Origin of the sequence: Sinimarinibacterium thermocellulolyticum, from assembly GCF_040327995.1 — a bacterium.
GTDB classification, from domain to species: domain Bacteria; phylum Pseudomonadota; class Gammaproteobacteria; order Nevskiales; family Nevskiaceae; genus Solimonas; species Solimonas thermocellulolyticum.
Map to the genome: position 1 here is coordinate 112,351 of NZ_JBEPIJ010000010.1, position 21,332 is coordinate 133,682.

General features: G+C 67.2%; 20 protein-coding genes and 2 pseudogenes. 10 read left to right on the forward strand and 12 right to left on the reverse strand.

Annotated elements, in window-relative coordinates; all coding sequences use genetic code 11:
• On the forward strand, positions 1–864 hold the full coding sequence (gene rfbD / locus ABSH63_RS10295) for a dTDP-4-dehydrorhamnose reductase (RefSeq protein WP_352889533.1): 864 nt from the start codon (positions 1–3) through the stop codon (positions 862–864).
• Here the strand turns inward: rfbD and serS are convergent.
• From serS to ABSH63_RS15775, 6 genes and pseudogenes are all read right to left on the reverse strand, one after another.
• Complete coding sequence (gene serS, locus ABSH63_RS10300; protein ID WP_352889534.1) at positions 861–2,132, reverse strand: serine--tRNA ligase; 1,272 nt, start codon at positions 2,130–2,132, stop codon at positions 861–863. The two genes, rfbD and serS, sit on opposite strands and share 4 nt — an antisense overlap.
• A 49-nt stretch (positions 2,133–2,181) precedes the next feature.
• Positions 2,182–2,559, reverse strand: coding sequence for a fluoride efflux transporter CrcB (gene crcB / locus ABSH63_RS10305; protein WP_352889574.1), 378 nt, complete (start codon positions 2,557–2,559; stop codon positions 2,182–2,184).
• Positions 2,559–3,818: a replication-associated recombination protein A gene (locus ABSH63_RS10310; RefSeq protein WP_352889535.1), complete on the reverse strand. Its 1,260-nt coding sequence runs from the start codon at positions 3,816–3,818 to the stop codon at positions 2,559–2,561. The genes crcB and ABSH63_RS10310 overlap by 1 nt, the downstream gene beginning before the upstream one ends.
• Before the next feature lie 120 nt (positions 3,819–3,938).
• Positions 3,939–4,553, reverse strand: a complete 615-nt coding sequence (lolA, locus tag ABSH63_RS10315) for an outer membrane lipoprotein periplasmic chaperone LolA (RefSeq protein WP_352889536.1) — start codon at positions 4,551–4,553, stop codon at positions 3,939–3,941.
• Between the two features lie 68 nt (positions 4,554–4,621).
• Positions 4,622–6,271 (reverse strand): annotated as a pseudogene (locus ABSH63_RS10320) (DNA translocase FtsK); the annotation flags it as partial.
• Positions 6,272–6,427: 156 nt separating this feature from the next.
• Positions 6,428–7,096 (reverse strand): annotated as a pseudogene (locus ABSH63_RS15775) (DNA translocase FtsK 4TM domain-containing protein); the annotation flags it as partial.
• 49 nt (positions 7,097–7,145) lie between these two features.
• Here ABSH63_RS15775 and ABSH63_RS10325 point away from each other — a divergent pair.
• From ABSH63_RS10325 to infA, 4 genes are all read left to right on the forward strand, one after another.
• Positions 7,146–7,481, forward strand: coding sequence for a hypothetical protein (locus tag ABSH63_RS10325; RefSeq protein ID WP_352889538.1), 336 nt, complete (start codon positions 7,146–7,148; stop codon positions 7,479–7,481).
• An 81-nt stretch (positions 7,482–7,562) separates the two neighbouring features.
• Positions 7,563–8,306 (forward strand): leucyl/phenylalanyl-tRNA--protein transferase, encoded by a 744-nt coding sequence (gene aat, locus ABSH63_RS10330; protein WP_352889540.1) that lies wholly within the window; start codon positions 7,563–7,565, stop codon positions 8,304–8,306.
• Positions 8,303–9,037: an arginyltransferase gene (locus ABSH63_RS10335; protein WP_352889541.1), complete on the forward strand. Its 735-nt coding sequence runs from the start codon at positions 8,303–8,305 to the stop codon at positions 9,035–9,037. The genes aat and ABSH63_RS10335 overlap by 4 nt, the downstream gene beginning before the upstream one ends.
• A 53-nt stretch (positions 9,038–9,090) precedes the next feature.
• A complete protein-coding gene (gene infA / locus ABSH63_RS10340; protein WP_091532366.1) occupies positions 9,091–9,309 on the forward strand; it encodes a translation initiation factor IF-1 in 219 nt (72 codons plus the stop codon).
• 122 nt (positions 9,310–9,431) lie between these two features.
• On the opposite strand, the gene clpA is transcribed toward infA, so the two are convergent.
• Positions 9,432–11,711 (reverse strand): ATP-dependent Clp protease ATP-binding subunit ClpA, encoded by a 2,280-nt coding sequence (clpA, locus tag ABSH63_RS10345; protein WP_352889543.1) that lies wholly within the window; start codon positions 11,709–11,711, stop codon positions 9,432–9,434.
• Between the two features lie 43 nt (positions 11,712–11,754).
• On the reverse strand, positions 11,755–12,087 hold the full coding sequence (gene clpS / locus ABSH63_RS10350; RefSeq protein ID WP_352889544.1) for an ATP-dependent Clp protease adapter ClpS: 333 nt from the start codon (positions 12,085–12,087) through the stop codon (positions 11,755–11,757).
• Between the two features lie 214 nt (positions 12,088–12,301).
• Between clpS and gspC the strand changes: the two genes are divergently transcribed.
• The 4 genes from gspC to gspF are packed head-to-tail and all read left to right on the forward strand — an operon-like array spanning position 12,302 to position 18,045.
• Positions 12,302–13,198 (forward strand): type II secretion system protein GspC, encoded by an 897-nt coding sequence (gene gspC / locus ABSH63_RS10355; protein ID WP_352889546.1) that lies wholly within the window; start codon positions 12,302–12,304, stop codon positions 13,196–13,198.
• A 58-nt stretch (positions 13,199–13,256) separates the two neighbouring features.
• Positions 13,257–15,311, forward strand: coding sequence for a type II secretion system secretin GspD (gene gspD, locus ABSH63_RS10360; protein ID WP_352889547.1), 2,055 nt, complete (start codon positions 13,257–13,259; stop codon positions 15,309–15,311).
• Positions 15,312–15,330: 19 nt separating this feature from the next.
• A complete protein-coding gene (gene gspE, locus ABSH63_RS10365) occupies positions 15,331–16,818 on the forward strand; it encodes a type II secretion system ATPase GspE (protein WP_352889548.1) in 1,488 nt (495 codons plus the stop codon).
• A 12-nt stretch (positions 16,819–16,830) separates the two neighbouring features.
• Entirely contained in the window at positions 16,831–18,045 is a 1,215-nt protein-coding gene (gene gspF / locus ABSH63_RS10370; RefSeq protein ID WP_352889549.1) for a type II secretion system inner membrane protein GspF, read from the forward strand.
• 42 nt (positions 18,046–18,087) lie between these two features.
• On the opposite strand, the gene plsX is transcribed toward gspF, so the two are convergent.
• The 3 genes from plsX to ABSH63_RS10385 are packed head-to-tail and all read right to left on the reverse strand — an operon-like array spanning position 18,088 to position 19,909.
• The gene (plsX, locus tag ABSH63_RS10375) at positions 18,088–19,125 is read right to left on the reverse strand and encodes a phosphate acyltransferase PlsX (protein WP_352889550.1); all 1,038 of its coding nucleotides are present in this window, start codon (positions 19,123–19,125) and stop codon (positions 18,088–18,090) included.
• Positions 19,126–19,153: 28 nt separating this feature from the next.
• A complete protein-coding gene (rpmF, locus tag ABSH63_RS10380; protein ID WP_352889551.1) occupies positions 19,154–19,354 on the reverse strand; it encodes a 50S ribosomal protein L32 in 201 nt (66 codons plus the stop codon).
• A gap of 30 nt (positions 19,355–19,384) precedes the next feature.
• On the reverse strand, positions 19,385–19,909 hold the full coding sequence (locus tag ABSH63_RS10385) for a YceD family protein (protein WP_352889553.1): 525 nt from the start codon (positions 19,907–19,909) through the stop codon (positions 19,385–19,387).
• A gap of 65 nt (positions 19,910–19,974) precedes the next feature.
• Here ABSH63_RS10385 and ABSH63_RS10390 point away from each other — a divergent pair, with 65 nt between their 5' ends.
• Positions 19,975–20,559 carry a Maf family protein gene (locus ABSH63_RS10390; protein WP_352889555.1) on the forward strand — a complete coding sequence of 195 codons (585 nt, stop codon included), beginning with the start codon at positions 19,975–19,977 and terminating at the stop codon, positions 20,557–20,559.
• On the opposite strand, the gene ABSH63_RS10395 is transcribed toward ABSH63_RS10390, so the two are convergent.
• Complete coding sequence (locus tag ABSH63_RS10395) at positions 20,510–21,202, reverse strand: HAD family hydrolase (RefSeq protein ID WP_352889557.1); 693 nt, start codon at positions 21,200–21,202, stop codon at positions 20,510–20,512. The two genes, ABSH63_RS10390 and ABSH63_RS10395, sit on opposite strands and share 50 nt — an antisense overlap.
• Positions 21,203–21,332 lie beyond the last annotated feature (130 nt).

The window sequence follows — 21,332 nt, forward strand, 5'->3', positions numbered from 1 at the left end:
GTGCGCCGCGTCGTCGTCACCGGTGCCGGCGGTCAGCTCGGCGTGGAGCTCGTGCGGCGCGCACCGGTCGGCGTCGAGGTCATCGGTCTTGACCGCACTGCGCTCGACATCGGCGACGGCGTCGCCGTGCATCGAGCGATGCGCGACACCCGACCGAGCGCGATCATCAACGCCGGCGCCTACACCGCGGTCGATCGCGCCGAAAGCGAACCGGATGCCGCCCACCGCGCCAACGCCGAAGGCCCGCGTCATCTCGCTGCGGCGGCAGCGGCAACCGGCGCGCGCCTGCTGCACGTCTCCACCGATTTCGTCTTCGACGGCGGCAAATCCTCGCCCTATCTGCCGGAAGACGACACCGCCCCGCTCGGAGTCTACGGCGCCAGCAAGCTCGCCGGCGAGCAGGCGGTGCGCGATACCGCCGGGGTCGATGCGCTGATCGTACGCACCGGCTGGGTCTACTCGGCGCACGGTCAGAACTTCGTCAAGACCATGCTGCGTCTGATGCGCGAACGTCCCGAGGTGCGCGTCGTCGCCGACCAGATCGGCACGCCAACCTCGACCGCGACGCTGGCCGACACGCTGTGGACCCTGCTCGACCGCGATGCGCCGTCCGGCACCTATCACTGCAGCGATGCCGGGGTCGCGAGCTGGTATGACTTCGCCTACGCGATCCGCGAGCTCGCACAGGCCAGCAGCGGCGAGCAGCTCGCACCGGTGCGGCCGATCGCGACCGCCGACTATCCCACACCGGCGCGACGCCCGGCCTACAGCGTGCTCGACAAGACCACGACCTGGGCTATCACCGGCATGGCGCCGCACTGGCGCGAGCCGCTGCGCGCCGTCATCGATGAGCTGGTTCGTTAGCCGATGCTTTCGACGCCACCCAGGTAAGGGCGCAGCGCGCTCGGCACCGCGATCGACCCGTCGGCTTGCTGGTAGTTCTCCATGATCGCGACCAGGGTGCGGCCGACGGCGAGACCCGATCCGTTGAGCGTGTGCACCAGCTCGGTCTTGCCGGTCTGGCCATGGCGGTAGCGCGCCAGCATGCGCCGCGCCTGGAAGTCCTCGCAGTTCGAGCACGAGGAGATTTCGCGATAGCGCTGCTGGCTCGGCAGCCAGACCTCGAGGTCGTAGGTCTTGGCGGCGGAAAAGCCCATGTCGCCGGCGCACAGCGCCATCACCCGGTAGGGCAGTTCGAGCCTGCGCAGAATCACCTCGGCATGGGCCGTCATTTCCTCGAGCGCATCGTAGGACTTCGACGGCTCGACGACCTGCACCATCTCGACCTTGTCGAACTGGTGCTGGCGGATCATGCCGCGCGTGTCGCGCCCGGCGGCGCCGGCCTCGGCGCGGAAGCACGGCGTATGGGCGACCCACTTCTTCGGCAACTCGTCGGCCGCGAGGATCTGGTCGCGCACCAGATTGGTGACCGGCACCTCGGCCGTCGGAATCAGGCGCCAGTCCTGCTCGCCCTGCAAGGCGAATAGATCCTCGCCGAATTTCGGTAACTGGCCGGTGCCGCGCAGGCTGGCCGCATTGACGATGAAGGGAACGTAGAGCTCCTCGTAGCCGTGCTCCTGTGTGTGAACGTCGAGCATGAACTGCGCGAGCGCGCGGTGCAGGCGCGCCAGACCTGCGCGCAGCAGGGTGAAGCGCGCGCCGGTGAGCTTGGCCGCGGCGGCGAAGTCCATCAGCCCCAGCGCCTCGCCCAGATCGGCATGGTCGCGCGGATTTTCGAGTGCCCTGGGTTCGCCCCAGCGCCGCAGTTCGACGTTGTCGTTCTCGTCACGTCCGTCCGGCACGCTCTCATGCGGCGGGTTCGGTATGCGCGCCAGAAAGTCCTCGAACTCGGCCTGCAGCGCGGCGAGCTGCGTCTCGTTGTCCGCGAGCGCCGATTTGATCCGGTCCATGTCGGCGAGAATCGGCGACGCATCCTCGCCCCTGGCCTTGGCCTGACCGATGCGCTTGGAACCGGCGTTGCGTTCGGCCTGAAGCTGCTCGGTGCGCACTTGCAGCGCCTTGCGGCGCTGCTCGAACGCGCGATAGGCGTCCAGATCGAAGACATAGCCGCGGCGGGCCAGGCGGTCGGCAACGGCCTGCGCATCACTGCGCAGCAGTTTGGCATCGAGCATCGTCGTCGCAAGGGGCGTGGTGTGTGAGCGCGTTATTGTAGGCCGGGCCTCAGCCGGCGACGGCGCGCCCGAGCCCCATGCCCAACGCCGCGGCACCCAGGCACAGCACAATATTGAGCAGCACGTTGAGCACCGCGATGCCGGTGTGGCCGGCCTGGGCCAAACGCAGCGTTTCCACCGAGAAGGCCGAAAAGGTCGTGAACGCGCCGAGAAAGCCGACGATCAAGAGGGCGCGCATGCTGTCGCTGCCGCCACCGGACTCGACCATGCGCGCGAACAACCAGCCGGCGATACCGCTGCCGAGCACGTTGACCACCAGCGTGCCGTAGGGGAAGGCCGGCCCCAGCCAGACCGTCAGCAGACGCACGCTGCCGTAACGGGCTAGCGCGCCGAGTGCGCCACCGACGGCAACCGCGAACCACGGCATCACGCGGCACCGTTCTTGCGCTGGCGCAGCGCGGCAAGGCGCTCGGCAATCCGTGCCTCGACGCCGCGTGCGCTCGGTTCGTAAAGGCGGACCTCGCCCAGCCGCTCGGGCAGGTAGCGCTGGCCCACGGCCTGGGCGTCCGGCTCGTCGTGATCGTAGCGATAGCCGGCGCCGTAGCCGAGATCTTTCATCAGCTTGGTCGGCGCGTTGCGCAAATGCATCGGCACCTCCAGCGTGCCGGTCTGCTCGACCAGCGTTCGCGCCGCGTTGTAGCCAGCATAGACCGCATTGCTCTTCGGCGCGCAGGCGAGATAGACCACGGCCTGCGCGATCGCGAGCTCACCTTCGGGACTGCCCAAGCGCTCGTAGCTCTGCCACGCGGCAAGGCACAGCTCCTGCGCGCGCGGATCGGCGAGGCCAATGTCCTCGACGGCCATGCGCAGCAGGCGGCGCGCGAGGTAGTGCGGATCGCAGCCGCCGTCGATCATGCGTGCATACCAGTACAGCGCGGCATCCGGATCGCTGCCGCGCACTGACTTGTGCAGTGCCGAGATCTGGTCGTAGAAGTGCTCGCCCTGCTTGTCGAAGCGACGCAGACCCTTGCCAATCAGCCGCTCCAGCGCCTGCGCGTCGTGCGCATCGGGTTGCGCGCGCACCAGTTCCGCGGCGGTTTCGAGCAGAACAAGGCCGCGTCGCGCGTCACCATCCGCCGCCTCGGCGATGCGTTCGATCCAGCCCGCCGGCAAGGCGACGGCGACACCGCGCTCGGCATCGGCGCAGGCGCGTTGCAGTAGCGCGATCACGTCCTGCTGCTGCAGTGCCCGCAGCACGAACACGCGCAGCCGCGACAGCAACGCGCCGTTGAGTTCGAACGACGGGTTCTCGGTGGTCGCGCCGATCAGAGTCAGCGTGCCGTCCTCGACGAAGGGCAGCAGGGCATCCTGCTGCGCCTTGTTGAAGCGGTGGATCTCGTCGATGAACAGTACCGTGCGCTGCGGCATGACGCCCGTCGCGGCCGCCTGCGCCCGCGCCACCGCCTCGCGGATGTCCTTGACTCCGGCGAGCACCGCCGACAGCGTCAGAAACTGCGCCTCGGTGTGACCGGCGATCAGCCGCGCCAGCGTGGTCTTGCCGACCCCCGGCGGACCCCAGAACACCATCGACGGCACGTTGCCGGCTTCGAGCAGGGTGCGCAGCGGCGCGCCGGCGCCGAGCAGATGTGTCTGGCCGACCACCTCGTCGAGCGTGCGCGGGCGCATGCGCTCGGCCAGCGGTTGGGCTGACGACGAGGTTCGTGCGGCGGGACGGGCTTGGGCTTGTGGGGACATCACGCTCGCGGCGTTGGCGGCCTTGAGCGCCGATCCTAGCAGGCGCTCCGATCAGCTGGCTGGATCGAGATTCACGACCTCGACGCCGGCCGGCGGCTCGAAGCGGAACTCGGCATCATCGATCTTCGGATTGCGCCGGGCATCGCGGAAGCGGATCTCGCTGACGCCGCCGAGCGGATCGTGCAGGCGCATGCGCCGCGGCGCGCCCGAAGGCTCCAGCCACAGTTCGATCTCACGGAAATCGGCGTCCTCGGCCTTGGGCCGCAGACGCAGACCACCGTCACCGATCGGCTCGACCTCGAAGCGCTCGGTCAGGTTCGCGCCTTCGGCGAGCAGCGCCACCGGCGTATCGCGCAGGATGTCGCCGGCCGCACGCACCGTGACCTGTGCGAGGTCAGGCTCGTAGTTCCAGATCCGCTGCCCGTCACAGACCACGCGCTGTGCATAGGGCCGCTCGTAGCGCCAGTCGAAGCGTCCGGGGCGCGCGAGCGCGAAGCGCCCGCTGCGGCGCGCAATCTCCACGCCGTCTTCGCCATACTGGACCTGCTCGAACTGCGCGGTGAACGTGCGCACTTCGCCGATGAAGCGCTGCAAAGCATCCGACGCAGCGGCCGGCTGCACGGCAGCGACGAACAGCGTCAAGGCAAGAGCGAGAATGCGGGGCATGGCGGCGAAGAGTGGTAGACGCATCGAATTCTGCCGACAGCGGCTTGCCGGCCCATGAACCGCGCACTTCAGTCACGGCCACCGGGCACGAGAATCTCACGATTGCCGCCCGGCCCGCTCGGACCGACGATACCGGCGGACTCCATCTGCTCGACCATGCGCGCGGCGCGGTTGTAGCCGATCTTCAGGCGCCGTTGTACCCAAGACACCGAGGCCTTGCGCGTTTCCAGCACCAGCGCGACCGCCTGATCGTAGAGCGGGTCGGCTTCGGCATCGGCGCCGCCGTCGCCGCCGGCGTTGCTCGGCACTTCATCGGCGCACAGATCCTCGATGTACTCCGGCGGCCCGACCTGCTTGAGGTAGGCGACGACCTTGTGCACCTCGTGATCGTCGACGAAAGCGCCGTGCACGCGCTCGAGGCGGTTGGCACCGATCGGCCGGAACAAGCCGTCGCCGTGACCGAGTAGGGTCTCGGCGCCGATTTCGTCGAGAATCGTGCGTGAATCGATGCGCGAGGCGACCTGGAATGCGAGTCGCGACGGGATATTGGCCTTGATCAGGCCGGTGATCACATCGACGCTCGGGCGCTGCGTCGCGACGATCAGATGCACCCCGGCGGCACGCGCCTTTTGCGCGAGCCGCGCGATCAGCTCCTCGACCTTCTTGCCCACCACCATCATCATGTCAGCGAGCTCGTCGATGATGATGACGATGTTCGGCAGCGGTTGGAGCGGCCCTGGCTCCGGCGGCGCCTGTTCGGGATCGAACAGATCCTGCGAGGGCTGGGCCAGCGGATCGCGGATCGGCTCGCCCGCCCTTTGCGCGTCCTCGATCTTGCGGTTGAGACCAGTGAGATTGCGCACGCCCAGCGCCGACATCAGCCGGTAACGGCGTTCCATTTCGGCGACGCACCAGCGCAGCGCGTTGGCCGCGTCCTTCATATCGGTGACCACCGGCGTGAGCAGATGCGGGATGCCCTCGTAGACCGACAGCTCCAGCATCTTCGGGTCGATGAAGATGAAGCGCACCTGATCCTTGGTCGCCTTGAACAGCATCGACAGGATCATCGCGTTGATCGCCACCGACTTGCCAGCGCCGGTGGTGCCGGCCACCAACAGGTGCGGCATTTTCGCCAGGTCGACGACCAGCGGATGGCCGGCAATGTCCTTGCCCAGCGCTATCGCCAGCGGCGAGGCGATGTTGCGATAAGCCGGCGAATCCAGGATCTCGCTGAGCATCACCATCTCGCGCTTGGCGTTGGGGATCTCCAGGCCAATCACCGACTTGCCTTCGATGACCTCGATCACGCGCACGCTCGACACCGACAGCGACCGTGCCAGATCACGCGACAGATTGGTGATCTGCGAGCCCTTCACCCCCGGCGCCGGCTGCAACTCGAAGCGCGTGATCACCGGGCCGGGCCGCGCATCGACCACCTCGGCCTTGACGCCGAAGGAGGCGAGGTGACGCTCGACCTCGCGCGACAGGTGTTCGAGTTCCTCGGCGCTGTACTTGCGTCCGGATGGACGCGGCGGATCGAGGATTGCCAGCGGCGGAATCGGATCGCCGTCGAAGGGCGGCACCGGCGCACCGGCGTCCTTGCTCTTGGCCGCAGGCGGTTTTTTCTCCACCTTGGCGGCCACGGCCGGCAAAAGGTCGAGCTGCTCTTCCTCGCTGCCGGTGAGCACCGGCGCCTTGCGCGGCCTGCGCTTGTCCTTGGGCGGCGCGGGCGAAAACTCCGGTGCCGCCTGCGGCCGGACGAGCGCGCCGCCGCCCATCTCTTGGGTTGGCGCCGGCGCTGCCGGGGCATCGGCATCCGCCGCTGCGCCGTGCCGGTGCTCGATCAGCGCGAACAGCCCCTCGCCGATGAGCTCGGCGATCCGTACCCATGAGAACGTCAGCGCCAGCGGCGCCGAGGCGATCGACAGGGTCAACAACACCAGGCTGGCGCCGAAGCCGCTGAGCACATCGACCAAGGTGCGCGCGAGCGCCAGCCCTGCGATGCCGCCGCTGCCCTGCGGCGCCCACTCCGGCGATGCATCCACATGCAGCGCCGCAAGCGCCGCCAGACTCACCAACAGCACCAGCCACGCGGCAACGCGTACGCCGCGCGGCACGGCTTCTTCCTCCGGCGGCGGGTTGTGGAAGATGCGCAGGCCGATCAACAGCACCGCGAGCGGCAGCAGGAAGGCCACATAACCGCACAGCGACAGCAGCACGTCGGCGATCCACGCGCCCACGGCGCCGGCGAGGTTGCGCACCGGCTCGCCGGTGCCGGAGGACGACCAGCCCGGATCGTTGGGGTGGAAGCTGGCCAGCGTCACGAGCAGAAACAGTGACAGCCCAAGACAGGCCAGCATCGCCGCTTCACGGGGGAGTCTTTCCAGCCAGCTCGGGCCGACGGCCGCATCCGTGGCGTGGGATTTGCTTCTCAGCATGCCGTATGGTGCGATCGAGTGGCCGGCAGTATAACGGAGCCGCAGCGGCGACCACGGCCCAAGCGACCGCTCGCCGGGGCTTGAATACCGCAGGAGAATCTTCATATTGATTCGCGGTCAAACTCACTGAAACAGTGTCCGCACGAGCTGAGCCATGACGACGCTGACCCGCCACTTCGTCCTTACACCGGAAGGCACGATCCGCGAATTCAGTGCCGAGCAGGCCGCCGCCATCGCCGTTGGCGCGGGCCGCGTGCCGGAATTCGCCGGTCACGACCTGCGTTACCTGCAACTGACGCTCGAAGACGCGCCCGACACCAGCGAGCTGCGGGTGCAGACCGCCGGTGCGCGCATCCATTTCGACAGTGATGGCCGCCTGACGCAGGCCGGACCGCCCACCGACGCCCAGCCGATCACCCGTTTCGAGCACGACGCCGTGGTGCAATGGGCCCTGCGTGACCTGCCCTCGGTGGCGCCGACCTTCCACTGAGAAATCGGCCCGCGGGCGCGGGACGACGAAGGCCCTGCCCTCTGGCGTATTCTTTCGTAACCCGCGTCGACCAGGCTGGCCATGGAGAGTCCCGTCCGCCTGCACTGGCTGGACCCGCGCCACCCGGACCAGCCGTTCCCCCCCGTGCATCTGGCGATGCGCGAGCCCAACGGCTTGCTCGCGATCGGCGGGGATCTGTCGCTGACGCGGCTGCTGCGCGCCTACGCGCAAGGCATCTTCCCCTGGTACAACCCGGACGAGCCGATACTCTGGTGGTGCCCTGATCCACGCGCCGTGCTGGAACCGGCACGGTTCCACGTCTCGCGCTCGCTGCACCGCGTGCTGCGCAAAGCAGCCTATGCGGTCACCCTCGACCGCGCCTTCGATGCGGTGCTCGAGGGTTGTGCGGGCGTGCGCCGGGGTCACCCCGGCACCTGGCTCGGCGCCGACATGCGCCGCGCCTACCGGCAACTGCACGCGCACGGCCACGCCCACAGCGTCGAGGTCTGGCGCGACGGAACCCTCATCGGCGGACTCTATGGCGTCGTCAGCGGCCGTGTGTTCTTCGGCGAATCGATGTTCTCGGCAGCCCCCGACGGCTCCAAGATCGCACTGGCGTGGCTTTGCCGGCAGTTGCAGCAGTGGGATTTTCCCCTGATCGACTGCCAAGTGCGTTCGGCGCATCTCGACAGCCTCGGCGCCTGCGAGATCTCGCGTGAGCGCTTCCTGCACACACTCGCACTCTCGCACGCTCGGCCCCATCCCCCCGGCCCCTGGCGCTTTTCGATCGAGGTGCCTTGCGCGGTCCAGCACCTGCCGCCATGAACGACTCGCAGCCGATACGCCTGTACCTCAGCGCCGAACACGCCTGTGGCTATCTGTCGGGCTTGGCTGCCCGCAGCGCCTTCGTCGATCCGGAATGGACGCTCAACGCCCCCCGCTACCAGCGTCTGCTGGAAATGGGTTTCCGTCGCAGCGGTGGCCACGTCTACCGGCCACACTGCCGTGACTGCTTGCGCTGCGTGCCGGTACGGATACCGGTGGCCGACTTCCGGCCATCGCGCTCCCAGCGCCGCTGCCTGCAGGACAACGGTGACCTACGCCTGAGCCTGGACACGGAACTGCGCGACGAACACTTCGCGCTGTATCGCCGTTACCTGCTCGGCCGCCATGCCGACGGCGGCATGGACCCGCACGACCGCCTCGCCTTCCATAACTTTCTGGAATGTCCGTGGATGCCGGTACGTTTCTGGAGCTTTCGGGAGCACAACCGCCTGCTCTGCGTCGCCGTCGTCGATCATCTGCCCTTGGCGCTGTCGGCGGTCTATACCTTCTTCGACCCGCAGGCCGCTGCCCGCGGACTGGGCACGCTAGCGATCCTCAAGCAAATCGAGTACGCGCGCGAACGCGGCCTGTCGCACGTCTATCTCGGCTACTGGGTCAGCGAGAGCCGCAAAATGGCCTACAAATCGCGCTTCCGTCCGCTGGAGACGCTCACCGCACAAGGCTGGTTGCCACAACACCCGCAGCCTGCGCCGGGCGGCGATCCCGGTTGAAACATTCGGGGCCGGCTCCAATAATGCACGCCTCATTATCGTCGGCGAGGCGTATGGCCAAGGAAGATCACATCGAAATGAACGGTGTCGTGGTGGAGACACTGCCCAACACGACGTTCCGCGTGAAGCTCGAAAACGGGCACGTGGTCATCGCCCACATCTCCGGCCGCATGCGCAAGCATTACATCCGTATCCTCACCGGCGACAAAGTCACCGTTCAGCTCACGCCTTACGACCTGACCAAGGGTCGGATTACCTTCAGAGACAAATAACAGAGACAAATAAGCGACAGAACCGAGCGGCTGCGCCGCTCGGTGATGTTTCCAGTTTCCAGAACTGACTGCCCTGCTGCTACCCTTACTGGAAACGTGAAACTACGGACCGGAAACTGCCTTCACACCGGTTCGAGCTGCGCCGACCTCTCGCGCCCTTCGAGCTCGAAGCTGAGCCGACCGTCCTCGCCGAGCGCGACGTGCACGCGGCCACCGTTGGCGAGCTTGCCGAACAGCAGTTCCTCGGCGAGTGGCCGCTTCAGGCTCTCCTGAATCACGCGCGCCATCGGTCGAGCACCCATCTTCGGGTCGTAGCCGCGCTCGGCGATCCACAGCCGCGCCGGCTCGTCGATTTCGATCTGCACGCCTTTGGCATTGAGCTGCTCTTCGAGTTGCAGCAGGAACTTGTCGACGACCCGCAGCACCTCGCGCTGGCCCAATGGATTGAACTGCACGATGGCATCGAGGCGGTTGCGAAACTCCGGAGTGAACATCTTGCGGATCACTTCCATCGCGTCGGTCTGGTGATTCTGCTCGGCGAAGCCCATCGAGCGACGCGAGGCCTGCTCGGCGCCGGCGTTGGTCGTCATCACCAGGATGACGTTGCGGAAATCGGCTTGACGTCCGTTGTTGTCGGTGAGCTTGCCGTGATCCATCACCTGCAGCAGCAGGTTGAACACATCGGGATGCGCCTTCTCGATCTCGTCGAGCAGCACGACGCTGTGCGGATGCTTGATCACCGCCTCGGTCAGCAAGCCGCCCTGGTCGAAGCCGACGTAGCCGGGCGGTGCGCCGATCAGCCTCGACACCGTGTGCCGTTCCATGTACTCGGACATGTCGAAACGGATCAGCTCGATGCCGAGCAACTGCGCGAGCTGGCGCGTGACCTCGGTCTTGCCCACGCCCGTCGGTCCGGCGAGCAGAAAGTTGCCGATCGGCTTGTCCGGATTGCCCAGACCGGAACGGGCGAGCTTGATGCAGGCGGTGAGCTGTTCGATCGCAGTATCCTGACCGAAGATCACCAGCTTGAGATCGCGCTCCAAGGTCGCCAGACGATCGCGATCGTTCGCGGAGACGCTCTTGGGCGGGATGCGCGCGATGCGTGCCACGGTCTCCTCGATGTCGCGCACCTGCACAGTCTTGCGGCGCCTGGATTCCGGCAACAGGCGCAGGCGTGCAGCCGCCTCGTCGATGACGTCAATCGCCTTGTCCGGTAGATGACGGTCGGTGATGTGGCGAGACGACAGCTCGACTGCCGAGCGCAGCGCGCCGCGGGTGAACTGCACCTGGTGATGCTCCTCGAAGCGCGCGCGCAGGCCTTCGAGAATCTTCACCGTATCCTCCACGCTGGGCTCGCCGACGTCGATCTTCTGGAAGCGCCGCGCCAGGGCGCGATCCTTCTCGAAGATGCCGCGGTACTCCTGGTAGGTGGTCGAGCCGATGCAGCGGATACCGCCCGAGGCCAGCAACGGCTTGAGCAGGTTCGAGGCATCCATGACGCCGCCGCTGGCGGCGCCGGCTCCGATGATCATGTGAATCTCGTCGATGAAGACGATTGAGCCGGGACGCTGCTGCAAATCCTGGATGACGGCCTTGAAGCGCTTCTCGAAGTCGCCACGATACTTGGTGCCGGCGATCAAGGCGCCGAGATCGAGGCTGTAGACCACGGCGCTGCGCAGCAGCTCCGGCACGCGCCCCTCGACGATCAACCAGGCCAGGCCTTCCGCAATCGCGGTCTTGCCGACGCCGGCCTCGCCGACCAGCAAGGGATTGTTCTTGCGCCGCCGGCACAGGGTCTGCATCACGCGCTCGATCTCCTGATCGCGGCCGATCAGCGGGTCGATCGCGCCCTGCGCGGCGCGCTCGTTGAGATTGACGGCGTACTGTTCGAGCGCGCTCTGGCTGGACTGGCCCTTGTCGCCGGCCTCCTCGCGCTCCTCGGACTCCGCCGGCTTGTCGGCGGCGGCATTGTTTTTGGCGATGCCGTGGGAGATGAAGTTGACGATGTCGAGGCGGCTGACGCCCTGTTCACCGAGCAGGTAGACCGCGTGTGTGTCCTTCTCCGAGAAGATCGCGACCAGCACGTTGAGCGTGGTCACGTGCTTCTTGCCGGCCGCCTGCACGTGATAGATCGCACGCTGCAGCACCCGCTGGAACGACAGGGTCGGCTGCACCTCGTGCTTGTCGATGTTCTTGACCGCCTGGACATGCGTACGGATGTACTCCTTGAGGCCGGCTTCGAGCCTCTCGGCATCGGCGCCGGCGGCGACCAGCGCCTCGGAAACCTGCGTGTCCGACAGCAGCGCCAGCAGCAGATGCTCCACCGTCAGCAGCTCGTGGCCCTGCATGCGTGCCGAAACGAAGGCGGCATCGAGTGCTTTTTGTAGATCTTCCGACAACATGGTCTGCTCCGATTTACTCGTTCGAGGCTCTTGCGGCACCCGGTCAAGCCTTCTCCATCACCGTCAGTAGCGGATGCTGATGCTGCCGCGCATAGCCGTTGACCTGCGCCGTCTTGGTCTCCGCGATTTCGGCGGGAAACAAGCCGGCGACACCGCGGCCCTGGGTGTGAATGGTGAGCATGATCTGCACCGCCCGCTCACGCGAGTGATGGAAAAACTGCTGCAAAACCTGGACCACGAACTCCATCGGCGTGTAATCGTCGTTGAGCATCACCACCTTGTACATCGGCGGCTGCTGCAGGCGCGGTTTGGCCTCCTCGACCGCGACGCCCGATGCAGAATCTCCGATGCCTTGTCGCTTGATCTCCTTGCTCATGGGCGTGTACCCCGTGACCGGCGGCATCCGGCATCGCCGAACGACGCGCGATACTCCAATCGACCACTTCGACCACTGGTTTCGACCATGATTCCAGTGTAACGCCGCCGTGGCACGACTTGGAGCCCGACCGACCGAGTGCGCCCACGCCGGCACGAACGGCCGCCGTAGGCCAGAACGGCGCGCGCCGGCCCAGGCGGGTTATGATCAGCGGATGACCGAGTCCTTGAGCCTTCAGCGCGTCGCCCGACTGTACGAGCGCCACGGGCGCGGCTTGCCGCCGCTGGCCAATCTGGTGCTGGCCGTCGTCGTCGCCTGGCTGCTGGCAAAGCTGGTCTGGGCGCTGATGCCGGTACCGGAGGCCGGGCGCTGGCAGCCGGTGCCGCCCCCCCCGGCGGCGGCGCGTGCCACCGGCCCCGCTGCACCGGCCATCGACAAGCTGCTCGCCGCCAAGCTGTTCGGGGAGTACCAGGCCGAGGCCGTCGCCGAAGGCAATATCGAGGACGCGCCTGACACCCGGCTGTCGCTGAACCTGCTCGGCATCCTCGCCGGCGAGGACCGCCAGTCGCGCGCCCTGATCGGCACCAGCAATGGCGAGGAGAAGCCCTACGCGATCGGCGACGCCGTCATCGCCGGCGTCAAGCTGCAGTCGATCTTCCCCGATCGCGTGATCCTGTCGCGCAACGGCAAGCTGGAGACGCTGCGTCTGAACAAGGATGCGCCGATGTCGGCGCAAGCGGCTGCCGCGCGCACTGCGGCCGCGGCGGCCTCGTCGCCGCAGACTGATGCGGCCACCGCGCAGATGCTCTCGCAGATCCGTGAGCAGATCCTTGCCGATCCGACCAAAGCGTCGAACTATCTGCGCGTGCAGCCGGCAACCGTCGGCGGCGTGCAGCGCGGGTACAGGATCTACCCAGGCCGCGAACGCGAGGCGTTCCAGCAGCTCGGCCTGCGTCCGGGCGATCTGGTCACCGCGGTCAACGGCGTACCATTGGACGACAATCAGAAGGCGCTGCAACTGCTGGGCCAGCTCAGCCAGGCCAACGCCATCTCCCTGACGATCGAGCGTGGCGGACAGGTGCAGAACCTGACCGTGACGCTCGGCCCATGATCCGGCCCTTGATGCTCGATCCCGCTGCCCACCCGGCCGAATCCGCGCACCCCTCCCGATGAACTTCCGCAAGCTCACCGCCTCGACGGCCATCGCCCTGTTGCTGCTGGCCACCTCGTCGGCACGCGCCGAGATCACGCTCAATCTCAAGGACGCCGACATCAGCACACTGATCGCGACCGTGAGCGAGGTCACCGGCAAGAACTTCATCGTGGATGCGCGCGTCAAGGGCAAGGTGACCGTCATCAGCGCCGCGCCGATGAGTGCCGACGGCCTGTACGAGACCTTCCTCGCGGTACTCTCGGTCAACGGCTTCGCCGCGATTCCGGCGGGAGACATGATCAAGATCATCCCGGAGGCCACGGCCAAGCAGGAGGGTAGCGGCATCTACGGCGTCCGCAGCGGTTTGCCGATCGACGAAGTGGTCACGCACGTCTACCAGCTGCAGAACATCAATGCCGCCCAGCTCGTGCCGATCCTGCGCGTGCTGGTGCCGCAGTGGGGACACCTCGCGGCTTATCAGCCGAACAATTCGCTGATCATCACCGACCGCGCCGCCAACGTCGAGCGCATCGCCCGGCTGATCCAGCAAATGGACCAGGCCGGCGACCGCGAAATCGAGTTCGTGCGTCTCGAACACGCGGCCGCCAGCGAGGTCGTGCGCATCCTCACGGCGATGACGCAGCAGGACAAGCAGGCCGACCCGACCAACCAGACGCCGACGATCATCGCCGACGAGCGCAGCAACAGCATCCTGATCGGCGGCGACAAGGGGGCACGGCAGAAGTTCATCGAGATCGTGCGTCAACTCGATATCCCGCTCGAGGACGACGGCGCCACTCAAGTCATTTACCTACGCCACGCCAGCGCCGAGAATCTGGCCCCGATCCTCGAAGGTTATGCGCAGCAGACGCGCGCGCTCGAAGGCGCCGGCGGCAGCGGTACCCCAGCGGCCGCAGCCGCTCCGGCAAGCCGGCCCGGCGGCGGTGGACTCGACGGCGCCCGCGTGCTCGCCGATCCCGACACCAACGCGCTCATCATCACGGCCAATCCCAAGGCGATGCGCCAGATCCGTGACGTCATCGCCCAACTCGACATCCGCCGCGCACAGGTGCTGGTCGAGGCGATCATCGCCGAGGTCAGTGCCAACAAGTCGAGTCAGCTCGGCGTGGACTGGGCGGTGTTCAACGGCGACCGCATCGCCGCAGCCGGGATTCTCGACCCGGCGACCCTGTCGGGCCTCTCCGCCGCCGCGGCCAGCGGCGATCCGCAGCGAGCGCTGGGCGCGCTCGGCCAGGGCATCAACATCGTCGGCGGTCGCGACGGTGGCGACACCGGCACCAGCTTCGGCCTGCTGCTCAAGGCCTTGCGCGGCGATGGTGACACCAATGTGCTGTCGACGCCGACGCTGGTCACGCTCGACAACGAAGAAGCCAAGTTCTCGGTCGGCCAAGAGGTGCCTTACCAGACCGGCTCTTTCACCAACACCGGCGGCGTGACCGGAGTGGTCAATCCGTTCCAGACCATTGAGCGCAAGGACGTTGGCCTGACCCTGTCGGTTACGCCCCAAATCAGCGGTGAGAGCGAGACGATCAAGCTCAAGCTCGATCTCGAAGTCTCCGGCATCGCCAGCGGCACCGCCGGCTCGGCCAATCTGATCACCAACAAGCGCACGCTGACCAACGTCGTCGGCGTCGAGAACGGGCAGATCCTGGTCGTCGCCGGCCTGATGGACGATCAGATCAACGACCAACAGCGCGGCGTGCCCTTTCTCAGCGACATCCCCTTGCTCGGCGCACTGTTCAAGTACCGCTCGATCGACAAGACCAAGCGCAACTTGATGCTGTTCATCCGCCCGTCGGTGCTGCGCAAGAGAGAGGACGGCGACTACTACACGCGCAAAAAGTACGACGCGATCCGCCAGGCGCAGATCGACGCCGCCACCGGCGCCGCCGCGCTGATCGGCGGCCAGCGGCCGATCCTGCGGCCGCTCGATCAATGGTCCGGCAGCGGCCGCGCGGCCGAGGACGCGCAGCCGCTGGCGAGCCCCGGGGATGGACCTGCCGGCGCTCGGTCGGAGTCCGACGCGACGGTGACGCCGGCAACCGATTGAAAGCCCGTAGCGCGCCGCCATGGAGCCCGTTCTGCGTCGTCCGCCGTTCGCCTTCGCCAAACGTCACGGCCTGGTCGTGACCGAGGATCGCGGCGATCACGTCCTCGCCGTGATCCGCCCCGGCACCGCGGTCGACGTGGTGCAGGAGGCGCGCCGCTTCGTCGGTCGTCCGCTGCGGCTACAGAGCGTGACGCCGCAGGAGTTCGACGCGGTGCTGGCGCGCACCTACGAGGGTCAGACCGGGGCGACTGCGTCGCTGATCGACGGCCTCGACGACGAGGACGCCGATCTCGACGCGCTCGCCCTCGCCCTGCAGGAGAATCAGGACCTGCTCGAATCCGACGACGATGCGCCGGTGATCAAGTTCATCAACGGCCTGCTGGTCGAAGCGATTCGCGAGAACGCCTCGGACATCCACATCGAGAGCTTCGAGAGCCGCCTGCAGGTGCGCTTTCGCGTCGACGGTGTGCTGCGCGAGGTCATGTCACCGCCGCGCAGCCTCGCGCCGCGGCTAGTCTCGCGCATCAAGGTCATGGCCAAGCTCGACATCGCCGAGAAGCGGCTGCCGCAGGACGGCCGTATCTCGCGCGCCTTCGGCGGCCGCAAGGTGGACGTGCGCGTGTCGACGATCCCGACCGGCGCCGCCGGTAACGAGCGCGTGGTCATGCGCATCCTCGACAAGCAGGCGGAGAAGCTCGACCTGGAGCAGATCGGCCTGGATGCGCAGCAGGTCGCGACGATCAAGCGCATCATCCATCGCCCCTACGGCATCCTCCTGGTCACCGGCCCGACCGGCTCGGGCAAGACGACGACGCTGTATTCGGCGCTGTCGGTGCTCAACGACCGCGCGCGCAACATCATGACCGTCGAGGACCCGATCGAGTACTACATCGACGGCGTCGGTCAAACCCAGGTCAACCCCAAGGTCGAGATGACCTTCGCGCGCGGCCTGCGCGCGATCCTGCGCCAAGACCCGGACGTGGTCATGGTCGGCGAGATCCGCGACCTCGAAACCGCGCAGATCGCGGTGCAAGCCTCGCAGACCGGCCATCTGGTGCTGTCGACGCTGCACACCAACACCGCCGTCGGTGCGGTCACGCGTCTGCGCGACATGGGCATCGAGCCCTATCAGCTCTCGTCCTCGCTGGCGGGCCTGATGGCGCAGCGTCTGGTGCGCGCGCTGTGCAAAGAGTGCAAACAGCCCTACGAGGCGAGCACGGTGGAAAAGGAACAGCTCGGCGTCGATCCTTCGAAGCCGTTGACGCTATATCGCCCCGTCGGCTGCCCGCACTGCCGCCACACGGGCTTTGCCGGCCGCACCGGCATCCACGAGATCATCGAGGTCGACCGCAAACTCGAGGCGATGATCCACGACAACGCCTCCGAGCAGGCGCTGGAGGCCTACGCACGCACGCAGAGCGCCGGCATCTTGCAGTCCGGCCGCAACAAGGTGATCGCCGGCACGACCACGCTCAAGGAAGTGCTGCGCGTGACCATCGAGGAATAGGCCGACGCCGCCGTGGCCGCCTACGAGTACAGCGCGCTCGACGCCAAGGGGCGTCAGACCAAGGGCCTGATCGAAGGCGACACGCCGCGCCATGCGCGCCAACTGTTGCGCGAGCGCGGCTTGGCACCGCTCGACCTGCGCGAGGTCGCCGAAAACAGGAAGTCGGGCGGCTCGGTCTTTTCGCGCGGCGGCAGCCTGTCCAGCACCGAGTTGTCGCTGTTCACACGCCAGCTCGCGACGCTGGTGCGCTCCGGCTTGCCGCTCGATGAGTCGCTGACCGCCGTGTCCGAGCAGAGCGAGAGCAAGCGGGTCAAGCGCATCGCGCTCGGCGTGCGCGCCGGCGTCGTCGAAGGCAACTCGCTGGCCCACTCGCTCGACCAATTCCCTGGCGCCTTTCCGCCGCTGTTTCGCGCGACCGTCGAGGCCGGCGAGCAGTCGGGCCAGCTCGATTACATCCTCGAACGCCTCGCCGATTACGTCGAACGTAGGCAGGTGATGCAGCAGAAGATCATGCTCGCCGCGTTCTATCCGGTGATTCTGAGCTTGGTCGCGATCACCGTGGTCGTGCTGCTGCTGACCTATGTCGTGCCGCAAGTCGTCGACGTGTTCACCAGCATCGACGCGGAACTGCCGGCGCTGACCGCGGGCCTGATCGCCGTCTCCGATTTTCTGCGCGACTACGGCGTCTACCTACTGCTCGCGCTGGTCACCGCGGCCATCGTGTTCGCGCGGATGATGCGCAACGAGGGCTTCAAGCGTCAGGTGCACCGGCTGATGCTGCGCCTGCCACTGATCGGACGGCTGGTGCGCGGCGCCAACACCGGGCGCTTCACGCGCACGCTGGGCATCCTGTTCGGCAGCGGCGTGCCGATCCTCGATGCGATGCGCATCGGCACCCAGGTGGTCACCAACGTGCCGATGCGTGACGCGATCGAGGCGGCGGCGGCCAAGGTACGCGAGGGTGCGGCCCTGAGCCGCTCGCTGGCGGCGAGCAAGCTGTTCCCCCCGATCACCGTGCACCTGATCGCCAGCGGCGAATCCTCCGGCAAGCTCGACGACATGCTCGACCGCGCCGCCGAGAATCAGGAGCGCGAGGTCGAGACCCTGGTCGCCGCGATGATGGGCGTGTTCGAGCCGATGCTGATTCTCGTGATGGGTGGCGTAGTGCTGCTGATCGTCCTCGCCATCCTGCTGCCGATCTTCGATCTCAACACGCTGGTGCAGTGATTGCCGGCGCGGCGGTGCGGCGCGCCCGCGACCGATCACCGCTCACAGACGCGCGACCTGCGGGGACTGCGGCAACGCCGCCGCCATCAAACCGGCGATGCGCTGAGGAACGCCTTGCTCGACCTCCTTGAGCGCGACCCGGATCGCCGCGGCGAAGGCCTGCGCATCGGCACTGCCGTGCGATTTGATGACGATGCCGTTCAGGCCGACGAGGCTCGCGCCATTGTAGTTGCGCGGGTCCATGCGTCCGCCGAGTGCCTTGAGCGCCGGCATGGCCATCAGCGCAGAGATCTTGGTGAACAGCGAACGCGTGAACTCTTGCCGGATGAAGTGGTAGATCAGCCGCGCGACGCCCTCGCCGGTCTTGAGCGCGATGTTACCGGTGAACCCGTCACAGACGACCACGTCGATGTCGCGCAGGAACACGCCGTCGCCCTCGACGTAGCCGATGTAGTTCAAGGGCGACGCGGCGAGCAGTTGCGCCGCCTGCTTGATCACCTCGTTGCCCTTGATCTCTTCCTCGCCGATGTTCAGCAGCGCGACCTTGGGCCGCTCGATGCCGAGCGTCGCGGTCACCAGCGCCGACCCCATCACCGCGAACTGCAGCAGTTGTTCGGCCGAGCACTCGGCGTTGGCGCCGAGATCGAGCATGTGCACGTGACCGTTGACCGAGGGGATCGCCGAGATGATCGCCGGCCGGTCGATGCCCGGCAGCGTCTTGAGCACGAATTTGGCCGTGGCCATCAACGCACCGGTGTTGCCGGCGGATACGGCCGCCTGCGCCTGGCCCTGCTTGACCAGGTCGATGGCCACGCGCATCGACGAGTCTTTCTTGTTGCGCAGCGCCTTGGACGGCGACTCGTCCATCGCCACCACTTCCGAGGCGTGCTGGACGCGCAGGCGCGCCTCGTTGTCGCGCTTGCGCTTGCGCAGGTCGGCGCGCAGCGTCGCCTCGTCACCGACCAGGATCAGCTCGACCGACGCATGCGCATCCAAGGCGAGCAGGGCGGCGTCCACGACCGTCTCGTGGCCGTGGTCGCCGCTCATGGCATCGATGGACAGAACAACGGGAGCTTTCATCGCAAGCCGCCCGCCGCGGTGTCAGGGCTTACGCTTCGCCGACTTCGACCGCGCCCTTGTCGATGATTTTCTTGCCGCGGTAGTAGCCGTCGGCAGTCACGTGATGGCGACGATGCGTCTCGCCCGAGGTCGGGTCGATCGACAAGGCCGGCGCCTTTGCCTTGCGCGCCCAATGCGCCTTGCGGTGACCGCGATAGGCGCGCGATTTCTTGGAATCCTGAACTGCCATGGCTCAACTCCGTCGGGCCCTGCGGCCCCGCTACTCTTTCGACTGCAAGTGCCGCTTGAGCGCCGCGAAGGGATTGTCTCGCGGTGCCGGCGCCTGTTGTTCCTGCGGGCGCGCTGCCGTCGCAGCCGCCTCGTTCACGACATTCTCACACGACTGACAGCGCGGCAGCATCGGCAGCGCCAGCAGTACCTCGTCCTCGACCACCTGCCACAAGGGCAAGCGGTCATCCTCGATCAGCAGCGGTTCGGCTTTTGCCAACGCCGCGCGCTCCTCGGCTTCGCCGAAGACCAGACGCAGGTCGACCGCCAGCTCCAGCGCCTGCTCGAACGGCCGCCCGCAGCGCCGGCATTCGAGCATCAGCGCGCCGACGATGCGGCCGTGCAAGCGCGGCCAGCCGCTGCGCCGGTCGGCCTGCAACTCGACCTGCAAGGCGGTATCCGCGCCGGCGACGAGCTCGGCGACGAGCCGCGCGCACTGCGAGACGGAAAGCTGGCCGACGTAGCGATGTTCGCGCTCCAGCGCAAGCGACGCCCGCGTTTCAACTGCAAGTCCCATCGGCGCTTGCCCACCGAAAGGCCGCGCATCATAGTGAGGCGCCCATTGAAAGTCAAAGAAATCCTATGCTTAAGGCGCCACCGCCGCTTTTGCTGGCGTCATCCTCGCGCTACCGCGCCGAGTTGCTCGCCCGACTGCGCCTGGCCTTCGACACCGCGGCGCCCGGCGTCGACGAGACGCCGCAGCCGGGCGAGAACGCGGGCGCACTGGTCGTGCGGCTTGCCCGTGCCAAGGCTGCCGCATTGCGCCACACGCATCCCAAGGCTTGGATCATCGGCTCCGACCAGGTGGCGCTGATCGGCGACGAGATCATCGGCAAGCCGGGCGATCGCGAGCGCGCCATCCGCCAACTTTGTGCTGCCTCGGGCCGCGAGGTGCGCTTCCTCACGGCGGTCAGCCTGTCGACGCCGACCGCCGAGACCCATGCCATCGAGACGACGACGGTGCACTTTCGTGATCTGAGTCGCGACCAGATCGAGCGCTACCTCGACGCCGAACCCGCCTATGACTGCGCCGGCAGCTTCAAGTGCGAGGGTTATGGCATCACGCTGTTCGAGGCCGTCGACAGCCGCGACCCGACGGCGCTGATCGGCCTGCCGCTCATTGCGCTGTGCCGGCTGCTGCGCGAGGCCGGCTATCCCCTGCCCTGAAAAGCCAGGTCGGCAGTTCGGCGACCGTCGCGATCACGGCCGCGGCACCCGCGCGCCGCAGACGGCCCGGATCATGCACGCCGCAGGCCACGCCCAACCCGTCCATGCCGATGGCCTGCGCCATCGCCATGTCGTATTCGGTGTCGCCGATCATCAGCGCGCGCTCCGCCGTCACCCCCTCTGCGGCCAGCAGCTCGCGCAGCATCAGCGGGTTGGGTTTGGCAGCGGTTTCGTCGGCGCAACGCGAGTTGACGATCAGCTCGGCCAGCGACGCGTGATGACGCAGCGAACGGTCCAGCCCGCGGCGCGACTTGCCGGTCGCGATCGCGATGCGGTGGCCCCGGGCCCTCAACTCGCGGATCGCCTCGATGCTGCCAGCGAACAGCGGCGCCTCGAACGTGCCCGCGGACAGCCACTTCGCGCGGTAGCCTTCGAGCAAGGCGCGCAGGCCGCCAGGCTCCAGCTCCGGATAGAGACGCGCGAGCACATCATCGAGCCCCAGGCCGATCAGCTCGCGGATGGCCTGGTCCTCGCGCGGCGGCAGGCCCAAGCCGAGAATCGCGGCCTGCATCGCCGAGACGATCTGGCCGGCGGAGTCGGCGAGGGTTCCGTCCCAATCGAAGATCAGCAGCTCGTACTTCATCGCGGCCCTCTAGCCCGGATCCGTCACCAGCGAGCCGATAGACGCGCCTGGAGCACGGGCGGAGGCTTTCTGGTTTCGGAATGACCAATTTGACGACACGGTGAGGGTATTTTCGGCGCTTTGGACGCAG